This is a genomic window from Actinoplanes derwentensis (assembly GCF_900104725.1).
In the GTDB taxonomy this organism is placed as follows: Bacteria; Actinomycetota; Actinomycetes; order Mycobacteriales; family Micromonosporaceae; genus Actinoplanes; species Actinoplanes derwentensis.
The window spans coordinates 1,256,256-1,269,853 of record NZ_LT629758.1 but is presented as its reverse complement, the minus strand read 5'-3'; the positions used below and the strand labels follow the sequence as shown (position 1 = coordinate 1,269,853).

General features: G+C 69.7%; 11 protein-coding genes. 6 read left to right on the top strand and 5 right to left on the bottom strand.

Annotation, left to right across the window (positions count from 1 at the left end; genetic code table 11):
* Positions 1-260: 260 nt before the first annotated feature.
* On the bottom strand, positions 261-878 hold the full coding sequence (locus BLU81_RS05585; RefSeq protein WP_157751293.1) for a hypothetical protein: 618 nt from the start codon (positions 876-878) through the stop codon (positions 261-263).
* Positions 879-1,113: 235 nt separating this feature from the next.
* Here BLU81_RS05585 and BLU81_RS05580 point away from each other — a divergent pair, with 235 nt between their 5' ends.
* Positions 1,114-2,508 carry a family 43 glycosylhydrolase gene (locus BLU81_RS05580; RefSeq protein WP_197686127.1) on the top strand — a complete coding sequence of 465 codons (1,395 nt, stop codon included), beginning with the start codon at positions 1,114-1,116 and terminating at the stop codon, positions 2,506-2,508.
* A 249-nt stretch (positions 2,509-2,757) separates the two neighbouring features.
* The gene (locus BLU81_RS05575; protein ID WP_092542243.1) at positions 2,758-4,305 is read left to right on the top strand and encodes a serine/threonine protein kinase; all 1,548 of its coding nucleotides are present in this window, start codon (positions 2,758-2,760) and stop codon (positions 4,303-4,305) included.
* Here BLU81_RS05575 and BLU81_RS05570 read toward each other — a convergent pair.
* Complete coding sequence (locus BLU81_RS05570; RefSeq protein ID WP_092542241.1) at positions 4,302-4,688, bottom strand: hypothetical protein; 387 nt, start codon at positions 4,686-4,688, stop codon at positions 4,302-4,304. The genes BLU81_RS05575 and BLU81_RS05570 overlap by 4 nt on opposite strands.
* An 88-nt stretch (positions 4,689-4,776) precedes the next feature.
* Here BLU81_RS05570 and BLU81_RS05565 point away from each other — a divergent pair, with 88 nt between their 5' ends.
* From BLU81_RS05565 to katG, 3 genes are read left to right on the top strand one after another with little or no spacing between them, the layout of a single operon-like run.
* Positions 4,777-5,700, top strand: a complete 924-nt coding sequence (locus BLU81_RS05565; protein WP_092542239.1) for an AEC family transporter — start codon at positions 4,777-4,779, stop codon at positions 5,698-5,700.
* A 60-nt stretch (positions 5,701-5,760) separates the two neighbouring features.
* Positions 5,761-6,219 carry a Fur family transcriptional regulator gene (locus tag BLU81_RS05560; RefSeq protein ID WP_092542237.1) on the top strand — a complete coding sequence of 153 codons (459 nt, stop codon included), beginning with the start codon at positions 5,761-5,763 and terminating at the stop codon, positions 6,217-6,219.
* Positions 6,216-8,450 (top strand): catalase/peroxidase HPI, encoded by a 2,235-nt coding sequence (katG, locus tag BLU81_RS05555; protein ID WP_092542235.1) that lies wholly within the window; start codon positions 6,216-6,218, stop codon positions 8,448-8,450. The genes BLU81_RS05560 and katG overlap by 4 nt, the downstream gene beginning before the upstream one ends.
* Before the next feature lie 66 nt (positions 8,451-8,516).
* Here katG and BLU81_RS05550 read toward each other — a convergent pair whose 3' ends face one another.
* The 3 genes from BLU81_RS05550 to BLU81_RS05540 form a co-directional block, all read right to left on the bottom strand.
* The gene (locus tag BLU81_RS05550) at positions 8,517-9,131 is read right to left on the bottom strand and encodes a hypothetical protein (RefSeq protein WP_197686126.1); all 615 of its coding nucleotides are present in this window, start codon (positions 9,129-9,131) and stop codon (positions 8,517-8,519) included.
* A gap of 90 nt (positions 9,132-9,221) precedes the next feature.
* Positions 9,222-10,748 (bottom strand): GGDEF domain-containing protein, encoded by a 1,527-nt coding sequence (locus tag BLU81_RS05545; RefSeq protein ID WP_092542233.1) that lies wholly within the window; start codon positions 10,746-10,748, stop codon positions 9,222-9,224.
* Positions 10,749-10,796: 48 nt separating this feature from the next.
* Positions 10,797-13,166 (bottom strand): glycoside hydrolase family 65 protein, encoded by a 2,370-nt coding sequence (locus BLU81_RS05540; protein ID WP_092542231.1) that lies wholly within the window; start codon positions 13,164-13,166, stop codon positions 10,797-10,799.
* Positions 13,167-13,292: 126 nt separating this feature from the next.
* On the opposite strand from BLU81_RS05540, the gene BLU81_RS05535 reads away from it, so the two are divergent.
* Positions 13,293-13,529, top strand: coding sequence for a hypothetical protein (locus BLU81_RS05535; protein ID WP_092542229.1), 237 nt, complete (start codon positions 13,293-13,295; stop codon positions 13,527-13,529).
* The last annotated feature ends 69 nt before the right edge of the window (positions 13,530-13,598 follow it).

Here is a 13,598-nt window from a genome sequence, read left to right as displayed (position 1 = left end):
CTGTCACCGAGCCGCATCAGAGTTCCGGATCGAACGTTCATGGCTGTCCTCCTCCCACCGGCGACGTGCCGGAAGGCTGGTGAATGCCATCGCCGATTCCACCGGGAACGCTAGGCCGCCGCTCGACGATCCCGGCACGGCCACTTCTCGGTCCGATGACAGAAAGACCGATCAAGACCATGTTCCGGTACGCCAATCAGCCCTCAACCGCACCACCCGTCCCGCTGGTTCCCCGCGACGTCCGCGTTCCTCACGGGCGATCAGCGGCGGCGGGTGGGATGGGAGGTCGCCACCCCGGCGGCGAGCAGGACCAGGCCGGTGCACAGGACGACGAGGGTCTGTGCGGCGCCGGGCAGGTAGGGGGGCGGCGCGCTGGGGGCCCGCAGCATCAGGATCACCAGGTTGGCGAGGCTCACCACGCTGGCCAGGGTGCCGACGATGATCAGGGCCCGCGAGTACCAGGGGTTGCGCGCGATGTGGGAGGCAACGCCGTCGTGGTTCGGGGCCCAGGGCCGGGCGTGGACCGTGCTTCCCGCCGCGATGGCCCCGGCCGGGAGTGCGTGCCGGAGCGGACCGCCGGCGGGAAGGGTGAAGCGGTCGAGGAGTTTCTGTTCGTCGATGTCCTGCTGCAGGCGGGTCAGGTCCTGGGTGAAGGCGGGATCGTAGAAGGCGGCACGTTCGATCCGGGCTTGCAGGTGGGCCCGTACCGATGGATCGTCGGGGTCGGCCTGCAGCTCGCGCAGCGCGTCCGTGCCGAGCTGCTGCTGGATGCGGGTGGCCAGTGCCGTCAGCAGCGGAGCCACCGGGACGGGACCACCGGGCGGGCCTTGGGTCAGGGCGACTGTCGTCCAGGTGACGACGAGGGCCGGGTCGAACACCGGATCCACCTCCGGACAGGAAACTGATCGACGACCGCGGATGAGAACACAGTGTCGGGCTCCGGAACTCGGATGCGAGTCGGGCGGCGGACAGCGGAACTGTCGCAAGGCGGACTGAGGCCGTTCGGCACTACTTGACAGTCATCTATGTGAGCGATAACACTACCGCGAAACGAGCAGGAAACCCCCCGTTAATCCTGTGCCGTCGCCCCTCGTACAAGGATGTGACCTCGCCTTGCCCTTCTCCCGTCGCCGGAAACTGACCGCTCAGGCCGCCGCCGTCGTCCTCACCGCGGGTCTGGCCACTGTCGCTCTCGCACAGCCCGCCCACGCGGCGGAGATCCTGACCGGCAACCGGTCGTTGCAGTCGGTCAACGTGCCCGGCTCCTACCTGCGGCACTCCGACTACCTGGGCGGCATCGCCGCGGTCAGCGCCACCAGTTCCGCACAGGCCCGCAGCGACGCGACCTTCACCGTGACACCGGGCCTCGCCGGTGGCACCGGATGCGTGTCGTTCCAGGCCGCCAACGGCATGTGGTTGCGCCACCGCGACTACCGGATCCGGCTGGAGACCAACGCCGGGACCGCGGTGTTCCTCGCCGACGCCACCTTCTGCGTCCGCGACGGCTCGGCCGCCGGGTCGGTGCGGCTGGAATCGTTCAACTATCCGGGGCGCTTCATCCGGCACCGCGACAACAACCTGTGGGTCGACCCGTCGACGACCAACGCCGGCACCTTCGCCGCGGACAGTTCGTTCCTGGTCACCGCGCCATGGATGGCCGGCCGCCGCAGCCCGGTGATCAAAGGCCTCTACGGCGACCCGAACATCGCCTGGTTCGCAGGCCGCTACTACCTCTACCCGACCACCGACGGATACAACGGCTGGAGCGGTTCCCGGTTCAAGGCGTTCTCCTCCACCGACCTGGTGAACTGGACCGACCACGGCACGATCCTCGACCTGGGACCGCAGATCAGCTGGGCCGACGACCGGGCGTGGGCACCGACCATCGCCTACCGGGACGGCCGCTACTACTTCTACTTCAGTGGGGCCACCAACATCGGCGTCGCCACCTCGGCCGGCCCGACCGGCCCGTTCACCGACCCGCTCGGCCGGCCGCTGATCCCCGCCGGTTTCCGCAGCGGCCAGATGATCGACCCGCACGCCTTCACCGACACCGACGGCCAGTCCTACCTGTACTGGGGCAACGGCTCGTCCTACGCGGTCCGTCTGAACGCCGACATGATCTCCTTCGACGCTTCTCAGGTCAGCACGTTCAGCCTGCCGAACTTCCGCGAGGCGCCGTTCGTGTTCAAGCGCAACGGCACGTACTACCTGACCTACTCCGTCGACGACACCGGCTCGGAGAACTACCACGTCGAATACGCCACCGGGACCTCGCCGCTCGGGCCCTGGACCCACCGCGGCACCATCCTGGCGAAGAACCTGAGCCTCGGCATCAAGGGACCGGCACACCAGTCGGTGGTGAAGGCCCCGGACAGCGACACCTGGTACATCGTCTACCACCGGTTCGCGATCCCGGCCGGCAACGGCACCAACCGTGAGGTCACCATCGACCCGCTGCGCTTCAACACCGACGGCACCATCCAGCCGGTCGTCCCCACCCTGTGACCCCGCACGTCGTCATCCGGTGGACCTGCTCGGCCGCCGCGAATCAGCGGTGACCCGCCGCTGAGCGAACGCGTGCCCCCGAGCGGCCGGGGCGGTCCATGCCAGCCCCGGCCGCTCGGGCAGAGCCACCTCCGGCAGAACGCCGGTATACGCGATGGTCTCCCGGAAGGCGGGCCGCGGCGGTGGTGATCGGCTTGAGTACACTCCCGGGTCGCGACGCCCGAAAGGCGGCGGAAGGGACGAAGACTCATGAGTATGCCGCTGCGCGCGGGCGATCCGACCGAACTGGGCCGCTATGAGCTGGTCGGACGGCTCGGCGAGGGCGGCATGGGCACCGTCTATCTGGGACGGGGGCCGGACGGGCGGCTGGTCGCGATCAAGATGGTGCGCAGCGAGTTCGCGCATGAGACCGAGTTCCGGGGCCGGTTCCGCAGTGAGGTGAACCGGGCGAAACAGGTGCCGCCGTTCTCGACGGCCGAGGTGCTGGACGCCGATCCGGATCATGAGCCGCCGTACCTGGTGGTCGAGTACGTGGACGGGCCCAGCCTGGCCGCCGAGGTGAAGGAGAAGGGCCCACTGCCGGGGGCCGCACTGCACGGGGTGGCGGTGGGGATCGCCACGGCGCTGACCGCGATCCACGGCGCGGGCGTGATCCACCGGGATCTGAAACCGGGCAACGTGCTGTTCGCGCGCGGCGGCATCAAGGTGATCGACTTCGGGATCGCGCGGGCGTTCGAGGCGACGAGCCAGCACACCCGTACCGATCAGATGGTCGGGACCGTCGCCTACATGGCGCCGGAACGCTACGACCCGGTGGGCGGGCGGCCGGTGACGGCGGCGGCCGACATCTTCGCCTGGGGTGCGGTGGTGGCGTTCGCGGCGACCGGGCGGACCCCGTTCGCGGGCGAGTCGGCGGCGGCCACCGCGATGCGGATCCTCACCCAGGAACCCGACCTGGCCGGGGTGCCGGAATCCCTCGCCGGTGTGGTCGCGTGGGCGCTGGCCAAGGAGCCGGACGACCGTCCGACTGCCCGTGAGCTGCTGGATCTGCTGCTGGCCGGGGCCACCCAGCGCCCAGCCGTGGCCGCTGCCCCGGTGGAGCGGGTGGTGATTGATCCGGTGGAGCCGGTGGTCGCTGCCAAACCCCGATTCGGCCGTACGGCGGTGCTGCTCGCCACGATGGTCGCCGTGGTGGCCGCGGCCGGCGCGGGAACCGCGATCCGGCTGCTGCCGCACGGCGCCGAGCAGGCCGCGGGCACCGGGCCGTCGGCGGGCGCGTCCCCGGCGATCCCGGTGGTGACGCAGTCGCTGACCGTCGAGCAGAAGACCCAGGCGATCCTGCGCGGCAGGCACAAGACGCTGATCCACGTCGCCGAGATCGACCGTGACCTGGCGATGGAGTCGCACTACACCGAGTTGCTGGCGGGCGACGGCACCGGGCCGAAGTCGGAGTTCGCGGTGATCCCGGTCGGTGTCGAGTTCATGATCCGGTACCTGAGCGATCCGGACACCACGGAGCCCTGCCTCGGGATCCGGTTCAACCCGGCCGGGTCGGCCACGGTCGTGACCGCCGAGTGTTCACCCACCGACGCCACCCTGTTCCGGGCATCGTCGACCGGGCAGCACGACGATCAGGGCCGGCCGACCTACACGATCAGCAACGAGTCCTTCGGCGTCCTGCAGTGGAGCGAGGACACGAGGACCTTCTTCGTCGAGGTGACCCCCGACGCACCGCCGCTGACCTCGTTCAGTTTCGTCGACCGCGGCCCTCTGCCGTCACCGTCACCGGGCGGCTAGAACTCGTCGACGCGCGGGGCCTGGGGCAGGCAGGTCGTGTCGATCGCCAGTTTGATCAGTTCGCGGGCGGTGGCGTGGTCGGTGGCCTCGGCGTCGGCGGTACCCAGGGTTCGGGTGGTGTCGACGATGGTGTCACCGGACTCGCCGGCGGCCAGGCCGGTGCACGCGGTGTCGGCGATGGCCTGGATCTGCCGGTCGGTGCGGCCCTCGGCGATCTCGGGCAGCTGGGCCCGGACCACGCCGACGAAGCTGTCCGGGTCGGTGGTCGCCGACGGTGTGGGTGTCGCAGCCTCGGCCGGTGTTCCGCCGGTGTCGGTGGTGCATCCCGCCGTCAAGGCGAGAACCGTCATCACCGCTGCCGTCACGGGCAGGCGTCGCAGCATGGAATTCTTCCCCGTCACTGATAGGTCTCCCGAAAGCTCCCCGAGGGTAGACGACGGGCGCTCAAGGTCGCCGGGCATGATCACCTGAATGGGTGCGGTTCTGAGCGGTTTCACCACCATCTGGCTGATCTCCGCGCTGGGGTACGTGCTGGCGCGGGCCCGGGTGCTCGGCGACGACGCCCCGCGGGTGCTCGGGCGGCTGGTGTTCTCGGTGGCGACTCCGGCGCTGTTGTTCGTGACGTTGAGCCGGACCAGTCTGGACCGGATCCTGACCGGGTCACTTGTCGCGTTCGTGGCGTCGACGGTGCTGGTGGCGGTGGTGTACGCGCTGGTCGCGAAGCTTTTGTGGAAGCGGGACACGGCGCGGGCGACGATCGGGGCGCTGGGTGCGTCGTACGTCAATGCCGGGAATCTGGGTCTGGCCATCGCGGCGTACGTGCTCGGTGACGTCTCCCTGGTGGTGCCGGTGCTGCTGTTCCAGGTGCTGCTGTACGCGCCGGTCGCGCTGACCGTTCTGGATCTGGCCAGCGGGCAGGGGCGGCCGTCGCCGAAGCAGCTGGCGCTGTTGCCGGCCCGGAACCCGCTGATGATCGCCTCAGCGGCCGGGATCGCGGTGGCGGTGTCCGGGTGGACTCCCCCGGCGCTGCTGCTGGAGCCGTTCGCGCTGGTGGGGGCGGCCGCGGTGCCTGCCGCGCTGCTGGCTTTCGGGATGTCGCTGCCGGGTGCGCGGCCGTTGCGGGCGGGGCCGGAGTCGCCGGATCGGTACCTCGCGGTGACACTGAAGATCGTGGTTCAGCCTTTGCTGGCGTACACCATCGGGAAGTTCGTCCTGGGTCTGACCGAAGAACAGATCTTCGCCGCGGTGATCACGTCGGCTCTGCCGACGGCCCAGAACGTGTTCGTGTTCGCGTTGCGCTACCGCCAGTCGGAGACCCTCGCCCGGGACGTGATCGTGCTGTCCACGCTCGCCTCCGCGCTCGTCATGATCATCGCTGCGGTCTTTCTCACTTGATCGAGCCGGACCGGCGCGTAAATTGGAACTATTCCAGAAAAGCGCGCTAAGGTCTGCGGCATGACGGCCGACTTCGAGTCACAGCTGCGGGCGGTCTCGCTGCGCGTGACCCGGCCCCGGCTTGCGGTGCTCGACGCACTCAGCGGACACCCGCACGTCGACACCGACACGGTGCTCGCCCTGGTGCGAGCGGATCTCCCCACCGTGTCCCACCAGGCGGTTTACGATGTTCTGCGGGCGCTCACCGACACCGGTCTGGTGCGGCGCATCCAGCCCGCCGGAGCGACCGCACGGTACGAGATGCGGGTGGGCGACAACCATCACCATGTCGTGTGCCGCTCGTGCGGTGCCATCGCCGACGTCGACTGTGCCACTGGTCAAACCCCCTGTCTCACCGCCTCCGACGATCACGGGTTCGTGGTCGACGAGGCAGAGGTCGTCTATTGGGGCGCCTGCCCCGACTGCGTGAGCACCACCTCCCCTGAATCGAACCGGCACAGTTCGGAAGGAAATCAATGAGCGACAATCAAGACCCGAAGCAGAGCGGCTGCCCGGTGGCGCACGACTCGGTGACGGCGAGCGGCAGCGAGAGCGAGAACCCGGCGATCGACGCGCCGACCCCGAAGACCGGTGGCCGCCCGCGCAGCAACAAGGACTGGTGGCCCAACCAGCTCGACCTGTCGGTGCTGCACGCGCACTCGTCGAAGGGCAACCCGCTGGGACCCGACTTCGACTACGCGACCGAGTTCGAGAAGCTCGACGTCGAGGCGCTCAAGGCCGACATCGTCACCGTGCTGACCACCTCGCAGGACTGGTGGCCGGCCGACTTCGGTCACTACGGCGGTCTGATGATCCGTCTGAGCTGGCACGCGGCGGGCACCTACCGGATCCACGACGGCCGCGGTGGCGCCGGTGACGGCGGGCAGCGTTTCGCCCCGCTGAACAGCTGGCCGGACAACGCCAACCTGGACAAGGCCCGTCGTCTGCTCTGGCCGGTCAAGGCCAAGTACGGCCAGCGCGTCTCCTGGGCCGACCTGCTGGTGCTCGCCGGCAACGTGGCCCTGGAGTCGATGGGCTTCAAGACGTTCGGTTTCGGTTTCGGCCGCGAGGACGTGTGGGAGCCCGAGGAGATCATCTGGGGTCTCGAGGAGGCGTGGCTGGGTGACGCCCGCTACCTCGCCGACGAGGAGCTGACCGACGAGGTCGGCGCCGCCGAGATGGGCCTGATCTACGTCAACCCCGAGGGCCCGCGGGGCAGCGCCGACCCGAAGGCCGCCGCCTGGTTCATCCGGGAGACGTTCCGCCGGATGGCGATGAACGACGAGGAGACCGTCGCCCTCATCGCCGGTGGTCACACCTTCGGCAAGACCCACGGTGCCGCTCCGGCCGACGGTCACGTCGGTGCCGAGCCCGAGGGCGCCCCGATCGAGGCCCAGGGCCTCGGCTGGCTGAGCACCCACGCCTCCGGCAAGGGTGGCGACACCATCACCTCCGGCCTCGAGGTCACCTGGACCGACAAGCCGACGCAGTGGAGCAACCGGTTCTTCGAGATCCTCTTCGGGTACGAGTGGGAGCTGACCACCAGCCCCGCAGGCGCGAAGCAGTGGACCGCCAAGAACGCCGAGGCGATCATCCCGGACGCGCACGACGCGTCGAAGAAGCACCTGCCGACGATGCTGACGACCGACCTGTCGCTGCGTGTCGACCCGGCGTACGAGAAGATCTCCCGCCGGTTCCTGGAGAACCCGGACGAGTTCGCTCTCGCGTTCGCCAAGGCCTGGTACAAGCTGCTGCACCGTGACATGGGCCCGGTCGACCGTTTCCTCGGCCCGTGGGTGCCGGAGGCGCAGCTCTGGCAGGACCCGGTTCCGGCCGTCGAGGGTGCGCTGGTCGGCGACGCCGACGTCACCGCGCTCAAGGCGAAGGTCCTGGACTCCGGCCTGAGCACCGCTGACCTGGTGTCGGCGGCCTGGGCGTCGGCCGCGTCGTTCCGCTCCACCGACAAGCGTGGTGGCGCCAACGGTGCTCGCATCCGCCTCGAGCCGCAGCGCAGCTGGGAGGTCAACCAGCCGGTCATCGCGACGATCGACGCCCTGGAGAGCATCCAGCGCGAGTTCAACGCCGCCGGTGGTGCGCAGATCTCGCTCGCCGACCTGATCGTGCTGGCCGGATCGGCAGCCGTCGAGAAGGCCGCCGCCGACGCCGGTGTCAAGGTGACCGTCCCGTTCCGGGCCGGCCGCACCGACGCCACCCAGGAGCAGACCGACGTCGAGTCGTTCAAGGTTCTGGAGCCCCGCGCCGACGGTTTCCGTAACTACCTGCGCCCGGGTGAGAAGGCCCAGCCGGAGACGCTGCTCGTCGAGCGCGCCTACCTGCTGGACCTGACCGCGCCGGAGATGACCGTGCTGGTCGGTGGCCTGCGCGTGCTCGGCAACAACGCCGGTGGCAGCGCGCACGGTGTGCTCACTGCCAAGAAGGGCGTCCTGACCGGCGACTTCTTCGCCAACCTGCTCTCCCCCGGCACCCGCTGGAAGGCGGCGGCGGACGAGCACGTGTACGAGATCCGGGACGCCGTCACCGACGAGCTGAAGTGGACCGCCACCGCGGTCGACCTGATCTTCGGCTCGAACTCGCAGCTGCGGGCCCTGTCCGAGGTCTACGCCAGCTCGGACGCGGGCGAGAAGTTCGTCACCGACTTCGTCGCCGCGTGGGTCAAGGTCATGGAGAACGACCGCTTCGACCTGGCCTGAAGCAGATAAAAGATCGGCCCCGGCTTTTTCGAAGCCGGGGCCGATCTTCATGTCACAAGACGAAGGTCACGGTACGACGATGATGTAACCGATTGTCGACTTCGCGTCGGGCCCGGTCGGCCGGTCGACCTTCCACCAGCCCAGCGTCTCCGGGTACTCCTGCTGCGGGATCGCCCGGCCCTCGGCGGTCAGCAGCCGGCCCTTGTACGCCTGGGCGTAGCGGGCCCGGATCGGGTAGGCGCCGAGTTCCGCGGGGACGACGAGGTCGAACTCCACGGTCACCCACTGCGCCGCGCCGGGGTTGTCCTCCGCGACGGCACCGTTCACCGTCTTCGCACCGCCGCCGCTGCGCTGCTTGCCGTTCCACACCGAGACCTGGGCCCGGTCCTGGCCGGCCAGGCCGACGATCACCTGGTTGACGGCGTTGCCGCAGATCGAGCAGTCGTGCAGCACGTCGAGACTGACGCGGTAGGAGCCGCCCTTCTTGACCTTCACCACATCGCTCTGGCCGTCGATCCGCACATTGCGGATCTTGAAACGCGGCGACTCCTCGATGTCGATGGCGTTCTGGACCGCCGCTGGTGCGGCCGTCTGCACCCGGCTCTCCCAGTTCGCGCTCGGGGATGCCTGAGCCGCGGCCGGCGTCAGCGCCAGGGCCAGGGCGATGGCGACGATCTTCATGTGGTCACCTTTCTGTCGGTTCGCGAGAGATCAGTCTCGCTACCGCCGAGTGTCCCATATGTGCCAAACAATGCCGTTTACGCCACCGAGTCAGGAGACCGTGGCGACCTGGCCGCGACCTTCGTGTTTGGCCTGGTAGAGACCACGATCGGCGTCGGTGAGCAGGGTCGGCAGTTCGCGGCGGCTGCCGTGGTGAACGCCGATGCTGACCGAGACCGCCAGGCCCTCGGCGGTGTCGTGCCAGGGGTGGGAGCGGACCGCGTCCAGGATCTGCTGAGCCCGGACCGTCGCCACGCCCGGCTGAACCTCGGCGAGGATCACCACGAACTCGTCGCCGCCGAGACGGGCGGCCAGGTCGATCTGGCGGACGTGGGCGGCCAGGATATGACCGAGCCGGGCCAGGACCACGTCGCCGATGTCGTGACCGAACCCGTCGTTGACGGCTTTGAAGTGGTCGACGTCGATCATCATGACGGCGTAGTCGCCGGCCTCCTCAGGGCCGTCGACAGCCGCCAGGTACGCCTGGTAGCCGCGGCGGTTCGCCAGCCCGGTCAGCTCGTCGATCACCAGGTCGCGACGGAGCTTCTCGTGTTCGCGGCGGCGGCGGGAACCGGCGATGGCGTCGCGGACCCCGGCCAGCCGGTCGATGCGGTCGTTCCACCGCAGGACGGACATTTCGTCGGCGTACCGGATCGCCGCGGGGTTGGTTCCGGGCCGTTTCGCCATCAGGCACAGTCGCAGCAGATGGGCGCCGATCGCCGTGTAGGGCCAGGACTGTTCGTCGGACGCCTCGGCCAGGTCGGCAGCACGCCGGGCGTCACCGGCGCGAGCGGCCCGGATCGCGGAACTCATCGCGCCGAACCCGTCCTCGACATCCGGCCCGGGTTCCCCGGACAGGGCGCACAACAGCGCCCGGGCGGCATGGAACTGCTCGATCCAGCTCGCCGGCCATCCGGGCCCGGTCGGGTCGCCACCGCCCAGCGCGGTCCGGGCCCGGGCCGCGGCCTCCGCCCAGTCACCGAGGGTGGCGAGACGGCAGGCCCAGTCGAGGATGAGGTCGTCCTTGTTGATCACCACGACCCGAGCCTGCAGGGACGTGGTGTTCGACCAGGGCGCGGCGTGATCGGTGCCGAGTTCCCGTTCGGTCCGCTCGTAGAACTCCAGCGCCAGCTCCCAGAAACCCAGGTCGTGGGCGACGACACCGACTTCGATCATCGCGGCGGCCCGGTGCGGCACGAGGCTCGGCGGATCGTTCTCGTCGAGTTGGACGATCGCCTCGACCAGGAAGGCCGACGTCGACTGACCGATGGCCGTGAGATGCCGGCGCCGGCCCTGCCGGGCGGCCCGCACCGCGGCCACCAGCGCGAGCAGGGCCGGGTCACCGATCCGGGCCGCGGTGTCGGCCATCGCGTCGACGTGGACGGTGTCGTCGGTGTCCTTTTCGAGGCAGTCCAGCGACCGGGTCCAGTGCAGCAGGAACCGCACGTCGTCCCAGCCGTGCGCAGCCGCCTCGCGGTCGGCGGCCTCGACCCGGGCAGCGTCGTGGTCACTCTGCGCGACCTCGATCAGGAGGTAGGCCTGGGCGATGGCCGAATCGTGAGCGGAATGGGTGTCCACCGGCGGGGCACGCTCCTTCCCGCGCCACGGTGGCGGGCATCTCCGGCGTCACGGGCGCTCTCCGCGCCGGCGCGGCGCGTAACCGGGTGGTTGCTGCGGCACCGGCAACAACGGATCCAGCCGTACGACGGGGCGAGTGACCGGTTCGTCCATGCCGACCTCGACCTGATCACCGTACAACAGGATCGGCAGCCGTCCGCCGTCTCGGTCCCGTAAGCCGACCCGGGTGCTCTGATGATCGGCTTCCACCCACAGGCGCCGGCCGCGATACCGCAGGTTGAACCGCATCCGGGTGATGCCGGACGGCAACCGGGGCGCCAGCTCGATCTCGGCCGGGCCGGTCTCGCACTCCCGGAGCCCGCCGAACCCTTCGACGAGCGCCGACCACGCGCCGGCGAGAGAGGCGATGTGCAGGCCGTCACGGGTGTTGCCGTGCAGGTCACGCAGGTCGACCATGGCGGCTTCCCAGGCGTAGTCGTGGGCGAGTTCGAGGTGGCCGACCTCCGCGCACATCACTGCCTGGGTGCAGGCCGACAGCGACGAGTCCCGCACGGTGATCCGCTCGTAGTAGTCGACGTTGCGGGCCTTCTGCTCGGGCGTGAACGCGTCCGGGCACCAGTGCATGGCCAGGACCAGGTCGGCCTGTTTGCAGACCTGCCGGCGGTAGAGCTGGAAGTACGGGGCCCGCAGCATCAGCGGACCGTCGGCCCGCTCGTCCGGAAACGGCCAGGCGGCGTACCGGGTGAAACCCTCCGACTGCGGGTGCACACCGAGGCTTTCGTCGTACGGGATGTGCACGGTCTTCGCGCAGGCCCGCCAGTTCTCCGGTTCGTCGGTTGCGACTCCGAGCCGGGCCGCCAGTTCCGGATGCCGGGCGCAGGCGTCGGCGGCGGCCCGCAGGTTCCGGGCGGCCATCAGGTTGGTGAAGACGTTGTCGTCGGCGACGGCGCTGTACTCGTCCGGGCCGGTCACGCCGTCGACGTGCCAGCGCCCGGCGGTGTCGTGGTGGCCGTGCGACACCCAGAGCCGAGCCGTCTCCACCAGGATCTCCAGGCCGCACTCCGGCTCCAGGGCGGTGTCACCGGTGATCCGGCGGTAGCGGTCGACGGCCAGCGCGACCACCGCGTTCAGATGCAGGGCGGCGGTGCCGGCCGGCCAGTACGCCGAACACTCCGAGCCGCCGATGGTGCGCCACGGGAACGCCGCCCCGGACAGGCCGAGCATTCCGGCCCGCTGCCGGGCCTGCGGCAGGATCGTGTGCCGCCAGCGCAGGGCGTCGGCCGCGGCCCGCGGGGCGGTGTAGGCCAGCAGCGGCAGCACATGGCCTTCGGTGTCCCAGAACGCGTGGCCGTCGTATCCCGGGCCGGTCAGTCCTTTCGCCGGGATCGCCTGCCGTTCGGTGCGCGCGCCGGCCTGCAGCACGTGGAACAGCCCGAACCGGACCGCCTGCTGCAGTGCCGGATCGCCGTCGACCTCCACGTCGGCGCCGTCCCAGAAATCGTCGAGGTAGCCGCGCTGCTCGGCGGCGAGACCGTCCCAGCCGACGTAGCGGGCGGTGTTCAGGGCCGCGGCCACCTGATCCCGCAGCGCTTCGGTGGATCGCGAGGTGCTCCACCCGTACGCCACGAATTTGATCAGTCGCAGCCGCCCGCCGGGCGGGAGAACGGTGACCACCGTCGTCCTCGCCCAGTCCTCGCGGACGTCGGTCTCCTCCTGGTAAGCGGCGGGTGCCTCGACGATGTGGTCCATCCCGGCGGCCATCAGCAGCCCGCTGCGGCGGGTCCGGTGCAGCAGGACCGCACCGTGCTGTTCGGTGTCCTGCTCGACCGCCTCCAGGGGGTCCTCGAGGGCCGCCGCCACCCGCGGATCGTCGGAGACCTTCACCTGTTCCTCGTTGGCGGCCAGCCCGGACTGCAGCGTGATCCGCACCTGCCGGTCGACGGCCTCCACCTCGTAGACGATCGCGGCGACCGCCCGCTGAGTGAACGAGACGAGGCGCTCGCTGCGGATCCGCACCCGGCGGCCGGCCGGTGACTCCCAGTCCACCTCGCGGCGCAGCAGCCCGGTCCGCAGGTCGAGGACACGCTGGTGGGAGTGCAGGACGCCACGTCCGACGTGGAACTGTTCGTCGTCGACGGTCAGCCGGATGATTTTTCCGTCGGTCACGTTCACGACGGTCTCGCCCTGTTCGGGATAGCCGTAGCCACCCTCCGGATAGGGCAGCGGCCGTTCTTCGTAATACGAGCTCAAATAGGTGCCGGAGATCTCGTGCGGCTCACCCTCGTCCAGGTTTCCGCGCAGGCCAAGGTAACCGTTGGCCAGCGCGAACACCGACTCGGTCGGGGCCAGCAGGGCGGTGTCCAGGCGGGTCTCGCGAACCTGCCAGGGCTCGGCGGGGCAGATCTCCTCGTCTATCACGCCCTCTTCGATAACCCGGCCCGGAGCTTGGAAAACTGCGAAGAACCTGGCAACCGGCGGTGGTTAGTGATGCTCCCCAGTGGGCATGTGGAGGTCGTCCGAGAAACGAACGGAAGGGCCTTTACGATGACCACTTACGACAGCAGTGTCAGTTCGCTGCCGAAGATCATGCCGGCCTCCGAGACTGCGGACTCCGTGAACGGCTCGCCGGTCACGACGGCGCGCAAGCGTCCCGTCATCGCCTCCGTGGCGGCCCTGGGACTCGCCGCCCTCGCCGCGGGCAGTGTGATCGGCGGCCGCAAGCTCGCCGAGGCGCGCAAGCCGCGTAGCCGCTGGCAGCGGCTGATGGACCGGGTCCGCTGACGATCCCGCACGGGCCCCGGTCGCTGTCGGTGACCGGGGCCTCGTGCTGTTCAATGTCCCATCAGATCG